The organism is Gemmatimonas groenlandica, from assembly GCF_013004105.1.
GTDB classification, from domain to species: domain Bacteria; phylum Gemmatimonadota; class Gemmatimonadetes; order Gemmatimonadales; family Gemmatimonadaceae; genus Gemmatimonas; species Gemmatimonas groenlandica.
Map to the genome: position 1 here is coordinate 3,413,303 of NZ_CP053085.1, position 15,043 is coordinate 3,428,345.

The following is a 15,043-nucleotide window of genomic DNA, read 5'->3' on the forward strand; positions in this document are numbered from 1 at the left end:
GCCCACGCCGCTACGCTGGTGGATTCTGCCGGCATGAAGCCCACGAATGCGTCAGCGCGGGCCATGCCCAGTGCGCGCGCCGTGCGCTTCTATGTCGCCAACGGGCTGCTCGACCGACCGGAAGGCGCCGGCACTGCCGCGACGTACGGCTATCGGCATTTGCTGCAGCTGCTCGCGATCAAGATCCGCCAGCGTGAAGGGCAGACGCTCGACGCGATCAAGAAGGAAATGCGGGAAGTCACCGGCGACGCGCTCGAACGGCGCGTCGCGGCTTCGCTTGCGCCTGCGCTGACGCTGCAAATGGACACCAGTGCGCCCAAGCACAATGGCGTGGCGAGCTGGCGACACGTGCCCATCGCCGACGGCGTTGAGTTACATGTACGGGACGACTCTCCGGCTGCGCGCGACGACCTGCTGGTGGCGCTGCGCGAAATGCTTCGCAACACGCTTGGCCGGAACGACTTCGGGACCTGAGCTGCCGATCGGGCTGTTGATCCCTCCGATGGATACAATTCCACTGCCTCTTCTCCGCGTCGCGTCATGCCTGATCCGGGCATCGCACGACGCGGCGTCTCCTTTCGTGTGCACTCATGGCATATCGCGTTCTCGTCACTGACGATGTCGATCCGGAAGGACTCGCCCTGCTCGCGGCCGAGACCGAGCTGCTGGTAGATGAAGTCCCCACGCTGCCGAAGGATGAACTGCTACGGCGTATTGGCGACTACGACGCGATCGTCGGCCGCAGCGCGACGAAAATCTCGGCTGAGCTGCTGCGCGCCGCGAAGAAGCTGCGGGTCGTCGGTCGGGCCGGTGTCGGTGTCGACAACATCGCCCTTGATGTCGCCACCGAGCTCGGCGTGGCGATCATCAACGCGCCAGCCGGAAACACGGTCGCCGTGGCCGAATTGTTCTTTGGTACAGTGATCGGCCTGCTCCGGCAGCTGCCTGCCGCCGCGCTCTCCATGCAGAACGGCGTGTGGGATCGCTCCAAACTCATGGGCCGCGAGCTCAAGGGAAAGACGCTCGGCATCGTGGGACTGGGCCGCATCGGGAGTGAAGTGGCCATGCGCGCGCACGCCTTCGGCATGACGGTCGTGGCCTTCGATCCATACATCGCCGATGAACGGTTCACCGCGCTCCGCGTGCGTCGTGCGGCGTCACTCGATGCGCTGATCGCCGAGAGCAACATCCTCACCATGCACGTGCCGCTCAACGACGAAACGCGCGGCATGATCGGCAAGCGGGAGCTGGGTCGCCTGCCAGCCCGTTCGATCGTCGTGAACATGGCGCGCGGCGGCATCGTCGACGAAGCGGCACTGCTGGCAGCGCTCGAAGCCGATCAGCTACGCGGCGCCGTACTCGACGTGTTCACCGCCGAGCCGCTCGTCGCCGATTCGCCGCTGCGCACCGCACCGAACCTGCTGCTCACGCCGCACCTCGGCGCCAATACAGTCGAGGCGCAGCGCAACGTCTCGCGCGATGTCTGTCTCGCGGTCCGCGATGCGCTGCTGCACAACGATCTCTCGAAGTCGATCAACGTGGCCGGCGGGTCGGGTGAGTGGGGAGACCTGCAGCCTGCTATGCTGGTGGCACGTCGCGCGGCGGCGGTCGCCCGTGCCGTGCTGGCCGATCAGGGCATGCGCGCCGTGCGTCGGCTCGCGCTACGCATCGGCCCCGATCTCGCGCACGGCGCCGGGCCGCTGCTGGCCGCCGCCGCGGCCGGTGTCCTTGAAGGCGTGATCGAAACCGATCGCCTCAACCTCATCAACGCTCGCAGTCTCGCCGAAGCGCGCGGCCTCGAACTGTCGGTCGGTGAGTCCAACGAGCTCGGACACCCGCGCGCCATCGAAATCGCGCTGGCCGGCGGCATGCAACAGCTGGCCGTCGCTGGCGTGGCGCCCGAAGACAGCAAGCCGCGGCTCACGCGCATCGGGCAGTTTCATGTCGATGTGAATCCGCGACAGACGCTGCTTATTCTCACCAATCACGATGTGCCCGGCGTCATCGGTCGCGTCGGCACGCTCTTGGGTGAACGCAAGGTCAACATCGCCGAGTATCATCAAGCCCGGTTGGCCCAGGGCGGCGACGCACTGGCAGCGATTTCGGTGGACGGCGCCGTCAGCGAAGAAACCCGCAAGGCGCTACTGGAACTGCCCGACGTGCTCACGGCGAGTGTCGCGCACTTCGGCGCCGAGTAGGCGGGCGCCCTGATGACTATCAGCAGCGACGTGACGACCGTCGATATCGACATCCGTCGGGCGTTCGCGCGTGATGCGTCCGGCCTCGAGATGACGCCCGATGCCGTGGCACGTCCCACGAGCATCGAGGAAGTCGCGGAGCTGCTGCGCGACGCGACCTCGGCACGCACGGCCGTGACGCCGGCGGGATGGCAGTCGAGTACGACCGGCGCGTCCATCACCGATCACGGGCTCCTGTTGTCGTTGCGCGGGCTGGGTACGATTGGCGAAGTCGACACGGATACGCGCAGCATTCGTGTGGGGCCCGGCGCGATTGTGGCGGATGTACGCCGGGCCGCGGAAGCGGCCGGCCTGCTGTTCACGCCTGATCCCACCAGCGAAGAAGAGTCCACCATCGGTGGCGCCATCGCCTGCAACGCGTCGGGCGCCCGCTCGCTTCGCTATGGCGCGACGCGTCCGCACGTGCGGGCGATCACCGTGCTGCTCGCCAGCGGTGAGCGACTCGACCTGCGCCGACCGCAGCTCGAGAAGAACACCGTGGGCTATCCGATCGCGCACGATCCCGTCGATTGGTTCGTGGGCAGTGAAGGCACGCTCGGCGTTGTAGTCGAAGCCGAACTCGCGCTCCATGCGCTGCCTCCGCAGGTGCTCGGCCTGATGGTGCCATTCGAGCGCGAGGATGATGCGCTGGCGTTCGTGGTGTCGGCGCGGCGTTCCGCCGCGGTGCATCCGCGCTGTCTCGAGTTCTTCGATCAGGGCGCCATGGACATCGCGCGCGCCGCCGAGGGCAGCACGGGATGGGCCACGAGCGCGACCGCCGTGGTGTATGTCGAGGAAACCGGCGCCGACGAATCGCGCCCCGACGATGACCTGCCACTCGAGGCGTGGCTCGAACTGGCCGACGCGCACGCCGCGCTCAGCGCCGACATTCGCGTATACGATTCGGTCACCGCGCTGCGCGAGGCGCGACATCTGCGCCACGCCGTCCCGGCCACGATGAATGAGCGTGGGGCGGCGCGGAGGCCGTTCGGCGGCCGCAAGGTCAGCACCGACTGGGCCGTGCCGTATCCCCGGCTGGCCGAGGCACTGCACATCGCGCGGCGCTTCGCCGCCGACGCCGGTGTGACATCAGGCATCGCGTACGGACACGCGGGAAACGGCCATCCGCATCAGAACTTCATCGCGCAGGATGCCGAGGAGTTGCATCGCATTGAACGCGTGGTCGAGGCTACCTTGCGCGAAGTGATCGCGATGGGCGGTACGGTTGCGGCCGAGCATGGTATCGGCAAACTCAAGCGCCGGTGGCTGCCGATGCAGGCCAGCCCCGCGCAGCTTCGCGTGATGCACGCGATCAAGCGTGAGTTCGATCCCCTCGGCCTGCTGGCGCAAGGCAACGTACTGTGAATGCGACGACAACGGCGGCGGTCGACCTTCGACGTCCGCGCTTCAAGACGGTGATCTTCGACGTCGATTCCACGGTGTGTGCAATCGAAGGCATCGACTGGCTGGCCGCGCGACGCGACCCGGAGATTGCCCGCGAAAGTGAAACGCTCACGGCGCAGGCCATGGCCGGTGTGATGCCGATTGAAGCGGTGTACACGCGACGATTGCAGCGCATCCGTCCCACGGCCGGCGAGTTGATCTCGCTGGCCGAGGCGTATCGCGAGTCGTTGCAGCCCGGCGCGCAGGAGCTCGTCACGCTGCTACAGCGCGCCGGCACGCAGGTCCACTTGCTGAGCGGCGGACTGCGCATCGCCATCGTGCCTATTGCGTTGCAGTTGGGCGTGCCCACCGACCGCGTGCACGCGGTCTCGCTCGCGCGCGACACCGACGGCACCATGAGCTTGCTCGATGGTGACCAGCCACTGTCCACACAGCGTGGCAAGCCCCTCATGGTGCAGCGACTCGCCCTGGCCACGCCGACCGTCATGATCGGCGACGGCTCGACCGATGCCGCCGTACGCGGGGTCGTGACCGAATTCATCGCGTACACCGGCGTCGCACGCCGCGAGAATGTGGTGGCCGTCGCCGACGCCGAAGCCGACAGCTTCGCTGCCTTGTACCCCTTGCTCTTTCATCCAGTCTCCTCGAGATAAAGCGCCATGTCCGACTTCGGTACGTTCTTCCTTCCCGGCCCCACCGAGGTTCGGCGCGACGTGCTCGAGGCGATGCTGGCGCCGATGCTGCCGCATCGTGGCGCAATATTCGAGGCGCTGTTCGCGCGCATTCAGGATGGGTTGCGTCCGGTTTTCCGAACCACGCGTCCGGTATATGTCTCGAGTTCGTCCGCCACCGGACTGATGGAGGCGGCGATTCGCTGCGCCGCACCTGGCCCGATTCTGTGCATGGTGAACGGTGCCTTCAGTGAGCGCTTCGCCAACATCGCGCTCGCCTGCGGCCGCGAAACGCGTGTGGTCGGCGGCGACTGGCACCAGGCGGTTCCGCTGGATGTCGTCGAAAGCGCGCTCCGCGAGCGTCGCTACGCCGCCATCACCGTGGTGCACTCGGAAACGAGTACGGGAACGCTCACGTCATTGCCGGAGCTCGCCGCTCTCGCGCACCAGTACGACACGGCGGTGCTCGTCGACTCGGTCACCGGCGTGGGTGGCGTGCCGGTCGAAACCGACGCCTGGGACCTCGACTTCGTCCTCACCGGCTCGCAGAAAGCACTCGCCTTGCCGCCTGGTCTTGCCTTCGGTGTCGCGTCGCAGCGTTACATCGATCAAGCCAGTCAGGCTACGGCGCGCGGCCTCTACTTCGACATGGTGGAGTTCGAAGAGTTCGTCCACAAGAACCAGACGCCGAGCACTCCGGCTATTTCGCTGCTGTACGCCACTGCGGTGCAAGGTGAGCACATCGCCCGCGAAACCATCGAAGCGCGCTGGGCCCGACACACCACGATGGCGGAGATGACACACGCCTGGGTGCGATCGCTGCGCGAAGAGACCGGCGAACCGTTCTGCGTGTACGCGCCTGACCACGCGCGCAGCGGCACCGTTACGGCGATCGCGTTGCCCGCGACATTGAAAGGCGATGACATCGTGAAGGGCGTCGCGAGGCGCGGCTTCGTGATCGGCGGCGGCTACGGCAAACTCAAGAGCAGCACGTTCCGCATCGGCCACATGGGTGACCACACGCCGGATCGCCTCGCGCTCTGCCTCGACGCCACCGCCGATACCATTCGCGAGTTGCTGGCGAAGTAGATCGCGTCGGTAATTGCAACAGCAACTGCAACTGCCGGAACACGGAGATCACGGACTGCACAGACAACAACACCGATAAGATAAAAGGCGCGTCTTGCTTATCGGTGTTGTTGTCTGTGACGTCAGTGCCATCCGTGTTCCGGCTGTTGCAGTTTGTTTATTTGCAGTGCGATTTTTGCATTGTGGTTTCTGCCGTTCCGACGCCCTCCCGCACAACACGAGACGCCCAATGACCGACCCACTTGACTTCAGCGGCAAGCTCATCGTGATCACCGGTGTCGGTCGTGCCGGGCAGGTGGGCGAAGCCGTCGCGCTCGCCTTTGCGCAGCGCGGCGCGACGTTGGCGTTGCTCGACGTACAACCCGCCGAAGTCGAAGCGCGCGCCGCGTGGCTCATCGCGCAGGGATTCGCCGCTACGGCGCATGTGGCCAACCTCGCCGATGCCGATGCCGCGAAGGCCGCCGCCGACCAAGTGGTCCAACAAACCCAAGCACAGTTCGGCGGTCAGGTGCACGCCGTGATCTGTGCGGCGGGCGGGTTTGGCATTACCGGCCCGATCAGTGATGCCGACCCGGCCGCGTGGAGCAAGCAGTTCATGATCAATCTCGAAACCGCGTTCGGTGCCACGCGTGCGTTCCTTCCCGCGGTGCGCGCGGCGAAGGGAAGCTTCGTGTACTTCGGCTCGGTCGCCGCGCTTCCCGGCGGTTCGCCGAAGGGCATGGCCGCCTACGCCGCCGCGAAGAGTGGCGTGCTCACCCTCATGCGGGCCGTGGCCGCCGAGGAGAAGCCGTACGGAGTGCGGGCGAACGCCGTCGCGCCCACCGCGGTCCGCACCGCCGCGAACCTCGCCGATATGGGCGACAAGACGGAGTATGTCGAGCGCGAGTCAGTCGCCGATGTCATCGCCTTTCTGGCCAGTGCGCTGGCACGGAACGTCTCCGGACAGGTCATAACCCTCGCCTAGACTGGCGCCCGTACCGTCGAGCGGACAGCTTACTCCTTCGATGACACTCGCTGCACGCAGGCGCCCGGCCGTGCGCGGGGTGATCCTCGATCGTTCCCTCGAGGAACTCCCGCTCTTTCGCCTGAGCGATTCCGCCGACGATACACCCGTGTCGTTCTCGACCGAGAACGGTGGGCGGTGGCGTGTCATCCCCGCTCCCGGCGATCGCCTGCCCGGCACGTTCGATCAGGACGTGTACGTCGAGCTGCTGCACCGCTACAACGAGGCCGGCTCGCCCGCCGACGGAGGCGTCACCTTTACGCTGCACGCGTTTCTGCGCTCGATGGGCCGGCGCGCCGACGGCCGCACCTACGAGCAGCTGCGCGCCGCGCTGTCGCGCCTCGAACGGACCACCCTCGAATCGGTCGGCGCGTACTGGTCGGCGCAGTCGGGTCACGAGGACATCAGCTTCACCGTACTGAGCACCGTGTCGGTGCAGCGCCGACGGGTCGCCGATCGCGAGCAGCTGCATCTGTTCGGCAATCTCGCCGCCGGCGAACCGGGAGATGCCCGCGTCACCCTGTCGGCTACCGTGCGCGCGAATCTGGCGGCCCGCCACACCATCACGCTGTCGGCGGCTCGGTACCACGCCCTCTCTTCGCCCGTCGCCCGGCGACTGTACCGTATTCTCGAAGTCGCCCGCTCCGACGGTCGCCTCTCTTGGCGCGTGCCTCTGGAACGGCTGGCCGAGCAGCTCCCGCTCACCCAGCGGTACCCTTCCCACCTCCAGCGCGTCCTACAACCAGCGCATGAAATGCTGTTGAGCGCCGGATTGGTGAGGGATATCGCCGTTCGGCAGTACGATCGGGTCTGGAGTGTGGACTACGTCCTCGGCTCCCGTCCCCGCGAAGAGGCCTGACCGCCGCGTCCCGGAACAGCGGCTGTCGGCAGGCGTACGTATTCTAGAGAGTTCTTCCCGGTCCCTCCTTTGAGAGCAGCCGCATGACACGCACCCGTAAGGCCGCCCTGGCCAGTCTGATTCTCCTCCCCGTGCTCGCCGGGGGCTTTGCCCTGCAGGCGCGGTCCACGCGCGGCGGAGCTCAGCTCCTCGACCAGGTGCTGACGTTCGTCGCCCTGCGTTACGTGGACACGCTCGACGCGCAGCAGCTCTATGAGAAGGCCGCGCGCGGCTTGGTGAAGGAACTCAACGACCCATACACCGAGCTCTTCACGCCCAAACAGCTCGAAGAGTTTTCGCGGAATACCAATGGTCGCTACGCCGGCATCGGCATGGAGATCTCGAAGGTCGGTGATTACGTGACTGTGAATAAGGTCTTCCCGAACTCTCCCGCCGAGGGCGGTGGTGTGCAGGAAGGCGACAAGATCATGATCATCGATACGACCAACGCGCGTGGCTTCAATACGCAGCAGGTCCAGAACAAGCTGCTCGGCCCCATCGGCTCGCCGGTCAACGTGACCTTCGGCCGCATTGGTGTCACGCAGCCCATCAAGATCGGCTTCAAGCGCGCCGAGATTCACGTGCCGGCCGTGCCGTATGCCATGATGATCGACGATCGCACCGGCTACGTCCCGCTCACGCGCTTCTCCGAGCAGACCACCGAAGACATCGCCAACTCGGTGATGGACCTCAAGAAGAAGGGCGCCAAGGGCATCGTCATCGACCTGCGCGGCAACCCGGGCGGCATTCTCGACGAGGCCTTCGCCATGTCGAACCTGTTCCTGCCCAAGGGCAAGGAACTGTTGTCGGTGCGCGGCCGTGGCGATTTCCAGAAGTTCGTCGCCGAGCGTGACCCCCTCGCTCCTGAGGTTCCGCTCGTCGTGCTGGTCGACGGTGGCTCGGCCTCGGCGTCCGAAATTGTCGCCGGCGCCCTGCAGGACTACGACCGCGCGCTGGTGCTCGGCACCACATCGTTCGGGAAGGGTCTCGTGCAGTCGGTCTACAATCTCGATGGCGGCTACGCCCTCAAGATCACGACCGGCAAGTGGTATACGCCGTCGGGTCGCTCCATTCAGAAGGAGCGCAAGATGAACGCGGAAGGTCAGTTCGTCGAAGTGCTCCCCGACTCGATGGAGACCGATTCCGTGCGCAAGGCGCGTCCTATGTACAAGTCGGCCAGCGGCCGCACGCTGTACGGCGGCGGTGCCATCACGCCCGACGTGATCGTCGCCCCGGACACGCTGTCCAGCGCCGAGCAGGCGTTCCGTCGCGCGATCGCCCCGAGCTTCCAGAAGTACTTCAACCACATCGCGGTCATTGCCGAAGGCCAGAAGGGCAAGGTGAAGCCAGACTTCGCGGTGAACCCGGCGTGGCGCGAGGAGCTGTACCAGAAGCTCACCGCCGACACCGTCAAGATCGACAAGGCGGTGTGGGATGGCGGCGCGCCGGACATCGACCGCGCCATCGAAGACCGCGTCGCCAAGATCGCCTTCGGCGACACGCTGGTCCGTCGTCGCAGCCTGAAGGACGACAACCAGCTCCGGGCCGCGATCGACCTACTCAAGAAGGCCGCGGTTCAGAAAGACGTCTTCACGGCTGCTGGCACGGCGCCGACCGTCACCAAGGCCGGTGTAGCCCGCCGCAGCGGCAACTAATCAGGAACGAACGCCGCTCCTGGCCGGTCCTTCGTAACTGTACGTATCTCTACTGAATTGCCGCATGGGCTGAACCACTCTACGGTTCAGCCCATGCGTATTTTTACCCCCCTCCCGATCCTCGTTGCGGTCGCCAGCCTTGCGGCGGCCTGCACCTCGTCGACCCGCTCCAGCGCGACCGCCACCGCAGCGCCGATGGGTGACGTCATCGCCCCCGACAGCGGCGAATCCCACATCTCGAACATCCGCCAGCTCACGAACGGCGGCGAGAATGCCGAGGCGTATTTCAGCGCCGACGGCCAGTGGATCACCTTCCAGTCCACGCGCGACGGACGCACCTGCGATCAGCAGTACGTGATGCGTCGCGACGGCTCCGGACTCACCAAGGTGTCGGTCGGTGGCAAGACCACCTGCGGCTGGTTTCTTCCGGGCAGTCAGCGCCTATTCTTCGCCTCCACGCATGCCGCCGATAGCACGTGCCCGGTGAAGCCCGATCCGTCGCAGGGCTACGTGTGGGGCATCGATCCGTTCGACATCTACACCGTCGGACGCGATGGCAAAGATCTCAAGCGCCTCACCAACTACGGCGTGTATACCGCCGAGGGGGTGCTCTCACCTGACGGGAAGTCCATCGTGTTCACGTCGCTCAAGGACGGCGACCTCGACATCTACACGATGAATGTGGACGGCACCAACGTGAAGCGGCTGACCACGACGCCTGGGTATGACGGCGGTCCGTGGTGGTCGCCCGATGGCAAGAAGATCGTGTACCGCGCCTGGCATTACACCGACGCGGCCGAGCTCAAGGCGTATCAGGATCTGCTCGGCAAGCGCATGATCCGCCCGAACCGCATGGAACTCTTCGTGATGAACGCCGACGGCTCCGACCAGAAGCAGATCACCAAGCTCGGCGGTGCGAACTTCGGTCCGTCGTGGACGCCCGACGGCAAGCGCATCATCTTCTCGTCGAATCACCGCAACCCGCGCAGCCGCAACTTCGATCTGTTTCTGGTTAACGTTGATGGTACGGGTCTCGAGCGTCTCACCACGCACGAAGATTTCGACGGCTTCCCGATGTTCAGCCCCGACGGCAAGTCGCTGATCTGGGCATCGAATCGACACGATGCGAAGCCGGGCGAAACGAACCTGTTCCTCGCCGACTGGAAGAATTAACCGCCCATGGCTCCTGTCCTCATCGTCGTATTCGTTCTGATCGCGACTATCCTGATCGCGTCAGTCAAGATTATTGGACAGGCAGAAGTGATGGTGGTCGAGCGACTCGGCCGCTTCGATCGCATCGCGCGGTCGGGCCTCAATCTGTTGATCCCGTTCATCGAGCGTCCGCGCTCGATCGATGTGCGCTTCATCGAGACCGATGTCGGTGGAGTGCGCCGCGTGATCCAGGGTGCGACCACGCGCATCGATTTACGCGAACAGGTACTCAACTTCCCGAGTCAGCCGGTGATCACGAAGGACAACGTGACCATCGACATCGACGCCGTGATGTACTATCGCGTAGCCGATCCGCAGAAGGCCACGTACTCGATCCAGAATTTACCGTACGCGCTCGAGACGCTCACGCGCACCACATTGCGCAACATCGTCGGTGAGATGGAGCTCGATCAGACGCTCGGCAGCCGTGACATCATCAACACGCGCATGCGCGAAGTTATCGAAGAGGCGTCGATCGGCTGGGGCGTCGACGTCACGCGTGTCGAACTGCAGAGCATCGAACCGCCGCGCGACATTCAGCAGAGCATGGAGTTGCAGATGCGCGCCGAGCGTGAGCGTCGGGCGGCCGTCACGAATGCCGAAGCGGGAAAGCGCGCGGCGATTCTCGAGTCGGAAGGCCAGCGTGAATCGCAGGTACGCAAAGCCGAGGGTGAGCGCGATGCCAGCGTGCTGCGCGCGCAGGGTGTGGCCGAAGCACGCCTCGCCGTCGCGAACGCCGAGGCGGAGGCAATTGCGCGCATTTCATCGGCGCTACCGGAAGGTCAGGCGGCCATGTACATGCTGGGGCTCAAGTATCTCGAAGCCTTGCCGCTGCTTACGCAGGGCAAAGGCTCCACGATCTTTCTGCCCGCCGAAGCGAGCGGTGTCATGGGCGCGCTCGGCGGATTGCGTGAACTGCTCAATGCCACGACGCGCAACAACGACAGCTCCGGCGACGTCCCGCGCGCGGCGGGCACGCGCAGTGCCGCCTCTACTGGGCTCGGCTTTCCTGACGTGCCGAAGTCGTTGACCGACGGCGGCTCGACAGGCGGCACAACGGGCGGCACGACGTGATTTCGCAGGAACGCGCGGAACGCATTGCGCGCGCGCACGCGTGTATTGGCTGCAAGGAGTACACGTACCGCAAGATCACCGTCCGTTCGGCAATGCAGTCGTTACGCGAGGAGTTCGGCGAAGAGTGGCATGCATCGTTGATTTGCGGCGTGTGTGGAGTGCACCAAGAGCTTGGCATCGACGGCGACGGCGACGTGATCTACGCCGCGTGAGAGCCGCGATCCTCCACCATTCGTCGAGTACGACCTGATCGCGTGACGAGACGCTGAGCTGCCCGCGACAATCGCGAGGCTAGGCTTCCCGGCGTTCGCTTCGCACGCGGCTCTGCATCATCGAGCCGCCATCGAAGACCAAACCGTTGCTGGCTGTGGCGGAGCGGGCGCGGACTCCGGTAAGTTGCGGTAGGGGTGAGGCTCGCCAGTCTCGCACCCCGTTACCGCGGTCTCAGGGTATCGCACGAACAGCAGTGTGCGGCTTACAAACAGCACGTGTGCCGTGAAGTGAAGACTATCGCGCGTCACGCGCGCAGTCGCGGATATCGTACGCCCGGCATCCGGTGGACTGAGCCGTCCCGCCCATCGTTGCTGGCGCGCGTCCCAGACAAAGTTGTGGAACAGGCGGGCACCGCAGCGCGGCGTGGTGCCATCGTGCGGCCCTCCCTTTGGTATGCCGGCGAGGTACCCGCACCACGGTCCTTGTGCGCCCCCCACGCCGGGAGAGCAGGCGCCGAGGCGTACGACCGCACCCTTCTCTGGATCCCACCACAACCCGTCCGGAGCCGGTGGCAAAGCCGCCTGCGCGCCTAGCGTGCCACGCCACGATGTCCCGATGGCCGTAACGACGCACACTCCGGCAATGACACGCCATACCTTCGGAAAATTTGGCATACAGAAACAGGTGGTAGACTGAAAGGAGAGCGCCGCGAGCGCGGCGCGTTGCGGGGTGTACCGCCGAGGCCGGCCCGGCGTTAGCGCGACCCCCTAACATTCCTCTACCCTCGGCGGTACATGGTGAGAACGACCCATGTCACCAGCCGACGCCAACGCCCCAGGTTCCGCCACCCCTGTACCGAGCAGCGGCCCCGCCGATCTCGCGACCCTTGAAGAGCGGGCGTTGTCGGCGCGGGTGGTGCTCGGCGATCGGGACGCGTTTGCCCTTCTGGTGGGCCCACATCTGGCCCGTGCCCTGTTGCTGGCCCGACGCCTGCTCAAGAATCACAACGATGCCGAAGACCTCGTTCAGGACGCGGCGCTGCGGGCTCTGGAGCGCTTCGACCAGTTCGACCGGTCCCGGTCGTTCGCTCCCTGGTTCATTCGCCTACTCATGAACCTCGGCTTGCAGCAGCAGGAAAAGATCGGCCGCCGATCCCACGAACCATTGGAGCTGCACACGGCCGAAGCAGACACACACCAAGAGCCGGAATCCACCGACTTCTGGCGCGCCTTTCACGAGGCCGTCGATCAGCTGCCCGCACGCCAGCGCGCCATCATCATGCTGTTCGATGTCGACGGATACTCCGGCGTCGAGATCGCGGACCTGCTCGACATCACACCCGAAAATGTCCGTTGGCACCTCCACGTAGCACGTCGCACACTCCGGCCTCTATTGCGGGCGTACCACCCCGACCCGAACTTCCACCCGTGAACGGCTCGCCTCATGCTCACTGATTCCACGTCGCCTCCGCCGGACGACCCGGTGCGTGAGCCTATCCTTTCTGCGGCGCTCAATGCCGTCGACCGCGAGCACACGGTAAGCGCCGAGTCGCTGCAGCGCCTCGAACAACGGGTGGCCGCCGTCCTCTCGGTGTCAGCGGCGCGGACGCCTGCCCCAACGCCTGTGCCGCGACCCGATGCGGAGAACAGCGTAACCAACGGGCTCGTGCTCTGCCTGCAGCGCACGCAGCGCTGGGCTCCCGCGGCCGCTGTCGCGGCAGCGGCGGCGGTGCTGGTCGCGCTCTCCATGACGCCGCCACGCGCGGCTATGACGTCGGTGTCGCTCGTGGCCTACGCCGGCGGACGGACCGGCGCCGCGCTGCTGGCAGATCAGGCGCTGAGGCTGAACGTGACCCCCGCGCAAATGCTCGGCAAAGGAGCGGCGCAATGAATACGCCCCCGTCTGCGCGTCCGCCGCGCAGTGCGATGTTGATCTTTGCTGTGTTACTTGTGTCCGCCGCCGGCGCCGGCGTGGCGCTCGACCGCGTGTATCTCGCGCGCACCGGACAGCTGGGACTCCCCGGAGTGACGGGAGCACCACCGGTATCTCGTCCTTCAGAGGAACAGCTCACGGAAATCTTCGAGGTGCTGCGCCGTGAGCTTCGTCTCCGTGACGATCAGGTGCCGGCCGTGCGCCGCATTATCGATCAGCAGATCGATGATCTCGAGCAACTGCGCCGATCACTACGTCCAGAGCTCGACAGCATATTCGACATCACCCGCGACTCGCTCGACGTGGTGCTCGATTCTACCCAGCGCGCGCGGCGTGATGCACTGCTCGCCAAAATGGCCCCACTGACCGACTCGGCCGGCCTGCGACGCCGCTGACACACGCCACACGCGCCTAACATCGTCACCCGCCTGCCGGTACAGACTCCTGCGGGGCGGTGTTCCACCGGCCACCTCGTCGCCTTCGCGGAGCCCTGAGCGAGGCGTAACGACCGGTGGCAGGACGGTCACATGGGACGTATCGCGATCGCCATGCTCGTACGAGATGGCAGCCGCTACCTCGGCTTGGTAGTGGCACTCGCCTTTACCGCGCTCGTCATCACCCAGCAGCCAGCCACGCTGCTCGGCGTCATGGCACGCACCACCGCGCTCATTCGCGATACAGGCGGCGCGGATCTCTGGGTCATGGATCCCAAGGTGCGCTACGTGGACGAGCCCAAGCCCATGGTGGACGGCATGCTCTATCGCGTGCGCGGAGTGCCCGGTGTCGCCATGGCTGCTCCGTTCTACAAAGGGCAGGCGCGGGTGCGGCTCTCCGATGGTTCGTTTCAGAATTGCGAGATCATTGCCGTCGATCCGGCGTCATTCATTGGAGCCCCATCACGCCTTTCGCCGAGCAGCCTGACGGCGTTGCGCGAAAGCGACGCGATTCTGGTGGACCGGGCCGGCGCGCGCACGCTGCAGAACACCACGGTGGGCGTCACGGTGGAACTGAACGACACCCGCGCACGCGTGGTGGGGCTATACGATGCGTCGCCGGGCTTTCAGACACTACCACGTTTGTACACCGCGTGGACACGCATTCGCAACTTCGTGCCGGCCGAGCGCAGGATGCTGTCGTATGTACTGGTGCAACTCGCCCCGGGCTACGACGCGGAACAGGTGGCGCGAGGCATCGAGCAGCGTACCGGTCTGCAGGCCATTCCCACGCAGCGCTTTGCCACCATGACGCGCGATTGGTTTCTGAAGAACTCCGGCGTCATGGCCACGTTCTTCGGGTCGAGCCTTATTGCCATGCTCATTGGCATCTTCATTGCCGCGCAGACGTTCCGCAATTTCACCATCGATCACATCCGATACTTCGGCGCCATCGCGGCCATGGGGGCATCGTTTGGACAACTCGTGCGCATGGTGTTGCTGCAAGCGGGCATGGCGGGTGCCGTAGCCACCGGTATCGGTGTGGGCGTGGCGTCGCTGATCTCCTATGGCTCCCGCTCGTCCGAGGTCACGTCGAACATTGCGCCGTGGCAGCTCGGCCTGTCCGTGGCCGTCATGCTGTGTGTGGGCGGCGCCGTTGCGCTGCTCTCGGTGCGAAAGCTGCGCGGCCTCGAGCCGGCTGCCGTCTTCCGGGGCTGACCC

The 15,043-nt window shown here is 65.5% G+C and carries 15 protein-coding genes; all 15 read left to right on the forward strand.

Annotated elements, in window-relative coordinates:
* Positions 1–33 precede the first annotated feature (33 nt).
* On the forward strand, positions 34–474 hold the full coding sequence (locus HKW67_RS14530) for a MerR family transcriptional regulator (protein WP_171226069.1): 441 nt from the start codon (positions 34–36) through the stop codon (positions 472–474).
* 116 nt (positions 475–590) lie between these two features.
* Positions 591–2,198, forward strand: coding sequence for a phosphoglycerate dehydrogenase (gene serA / locus HKW67_RS14535; RefSeq protein WP_171226070.1), 1,608 nt, complete (start codon positions 591–593; stop codon positions 2,196–2,198).
* Positions 2,199–2,210: 12 nt separating this feature from the next.
* The gene (locus tag HKW67_RS14540; RefSeq protein ID WP_171226071.1) at positions 2,211–3,602 is read left to right on the forward strand and encodes an FAD-binding oxidoreductase; all 1,392 of its coding nucleotides are present in this window, start codon (positions 2,211–2,213) and stop codon (positions 3,600–3,602) included.
* Entirely contained in the window at positions 3,599–4,294 is a 696-nt protein-coding gene (locus HKW67_RS14545) for an HAD-IB family phosphatase (RefSeq protein ID WP_171226072.1), read from the forward strand. The genes HKW67_RS14540 and HKW67_RS14545 overlap by 4 nt, the downstream gene beginning before the upstream one ends.
* A gap of 6 nt (positions 4,295–4,300) precedes the next feature.
* Positions 4,301–5,401, forward strand: coding sequence for a pyridoxal-phosphate-dependent aminotransferase family protein (locus HKW67_RS14550; RefSeq protein ID WP_171226073.1), 1,101 nt, complete (start codon positions 4,301–4,303; stop codon positions 5,399–5,401).
* A gap of 229 nt (positions 5,402–5,630) precedes the next feature.
* A complete protein-coding gene (locus HKW67_RS14555; RefSeq protein WP_171226074.1) occupies positions 5,631–6,365 on the forward strand; it encodes an SDR family NAD(P)-dependent oxidoreductase in 735 nt (244 codons plus the stop codon).
* A 40-nt stretch (positions 6,366–6,405) separates the two neighbouring features.
* Positions 6,406–7,263, forward strand: a complete 858-nt coding sequence (locus tag HKW67_RS14560; RefSeq protein ID WP_171226075.1) for a replication initiator protein A — start codon at positions 6,406–6,408, stop codon at positions 7,261–7,263.
* 83 nt (positions 7,264–7,346) lie between these two features.
* Positions 7,347–8,957, forward strand: coding sequence for a S41 family peptidase (locus HKW67_RS14565; RefSeq protein ID WP_171226076.1), 1,611 nt, complete (start codon positions 7,347–7,349; stop codon positions 8,955–8,957).
* Positions 8,958–9,050: 93 nt separating this feature from the next.
* Positions 9,051–10,130, forward strand: coding sequence for a PD40 domain-containing protein (locus HKW67_RS14570; RefSeq protein ID WP_171226077.1), 1,080 nt, complete (start codon positions 9,051–9,053; stop codon positions 10,128–10,130).
* Positions 10,131–10,136: 6 nt separating this feature from the next.
* On the forward strand, positions 10,137–11,243 hold the full coding sequence (locus HKW67_RS14575) for an SPFH domain-containing protein (RefSeq protein ID WP_171226078.1): 1,107 nt from the start codon (positions 10,137–10,139) through the stop codon (positions 11,241–11,243).
* Complete coding sequence (locus HKW67_RS14580; protein ID WP_171226079.1) at positions 11,240–11,455, forward strand: hypothetical protein; 216 nt, start codon at positions 11,240–11,242, stop codon at positions 11,453–11,455. Before HKW67_RS14575 ends, HKW67_RS14580 begins: the two co-directional genes overlap by 4 nt.
* Positions 11,456–12,266: 811 nt before the next feature.
* Complete coding sequence (locus HKW67_RS14585) at positions 12,267–12,887, forward strand: RNA polymerase sigma factor (RefSeq protein ID WP_171226080.1); 621 nt, start codon at positions 12,267–12,269, stop codon at positions 12,885–12,887.
* A gap of 12 nt (positions 12,888–12,899) precedes the next feature.
* A complete protein-coding gene (locus HKW67_RS14590) occupies positions 12,900–13,346 on the forward strand; it encodes a hypothetical protein (RefSeq protein WP_171226081.1) in 447 nt (148 codons plus the stop codon).
* Positions 13,343–13,783 (forward strand): hypothetical protein, encoded by a 441-nt coding sequence (locus HKW67_RS14595; RefSeq protein WP_171226082.1) that lies wholly within the window; start codon positions 13,343–13,345, stop codon positions 13,781–13,783. Before HKW67_RS14590 ends, HKW67_RS14595 begins: the two co-directional genes overlap by 4 nt.
* 132 nt (positions 13,784–13,915) lie before the next feature.
* The gene (locus HKW67_RS14600) at positions 13,916–15,040 is read left to right on the forward strand and encodes an ABC transporter permease (RefSeq protein ID WP_171226083.1); all 1,125 of its coding nucleotides are present in this window, start codon (positions 13,916–13,918) and stop codon (positions 15,038–15,040) included.
* Positions 15,041–15,043 lie beyond the last annotated feature (3 nt).

What these genes read in the sequence shown, in the direction of transcription:
- HKW67_RS14530 (WP_171226069.1), top strand. Translation starts at nt 34, where the DNA reads ATGAAGCCCACGAATGCGTCAGCGCGGGCCATGCCCAGTGCGCGCGCC.
- serA (WP_171226070.1), top strand. Translation starts at nt 591, where the DNA reads ATGGCATATCGCGTTCTCGTCACTGACGATGTCGATCCGGAAGGACTC.
- HKW67_RS14540 (WP_171226071.1), top strand. Translation starts at nt 2,211, where the DNA reads ATGACTATCAGCAGCGACGTGACGACCGTCGATATCGACATCCGTCGG.
- HKW67_RS14550 (WP_171226073.1), top strand. Translation starts at nt 4,301, where the DNA reads ATGTCCGACTTCGGTACGTTCTTCCTTCCCGGCCCCACCGAGGTTCGG.
- HKW67_RS14555 (WP_171226074.1), top strand. Translation starts at nt 5,631, where the DNA reads ATGACCGACCCACTTGACTTCAGCGGCAAGCTCATCGTGATCACCGGT.
- HKW67_RS14560 (WP_171226075.1), top strand. Translation starts at nt 6,406, where the DNA reads ATGACACTCGCTGCACGCAGGCGCCCGGCCGTGCGCGGGGTGATCCTC.
- HKW67_RS14565 (WP_171226076.1), top strand. Translation starts at nt 7,347, where the DNA reads ATGACACGCACCCGTAAGGCCGCCCTGGCCAGTCTGATTCTCCTCCCC.
- HKW67_RS14570 (WP_171226077.1), top strand. Translation starts at nt 9,051, where the DNA reads ATGCGTATTTTTACCCCCCTCCCGATCCTCGTTGCGGTCGCCAGCCTT.
- HKW67_RS14575 (WP_171226078.1), top strand. Translation starts at nt 10,137, where the DNA reads ATGGCTCCTGTCCTCATCGTCGTATTCGTTCTGATCGCGACTATCCTG.
- HKW67_RS14585 (WP_171226080.1), top strand. Translation starts at nt 12,267, where the DNA reads ATGTCACCAGCCGACGCCAACGCCCCAGGTTCCGCCACCCCTGTACCG.
- HKW67_RS14590 (WP_171226081.1), top strand. Translation starts at nt 12,900, where the DNA reads ATGCTCACTGATTCCACGTCGCCTCCGCCGGACGACCCGGTGCGTGAG.
- HKW67_RS14595 (WP_171226082.1), top strand. Translation starts at nt 13,343, where the DNA reads ATGAATACGCCCCCGTCTGCGCGTCCGCCGCGCAGTGCGATGTTGATC.
- HKW67_RS14600 (WP_171226083.1), top strand. Translation starts at nt 13,916, where the DNA reads ATGGGACGTATCGCGATCGCCATGCTCGTACGAGATGGCAGCCGCTAC.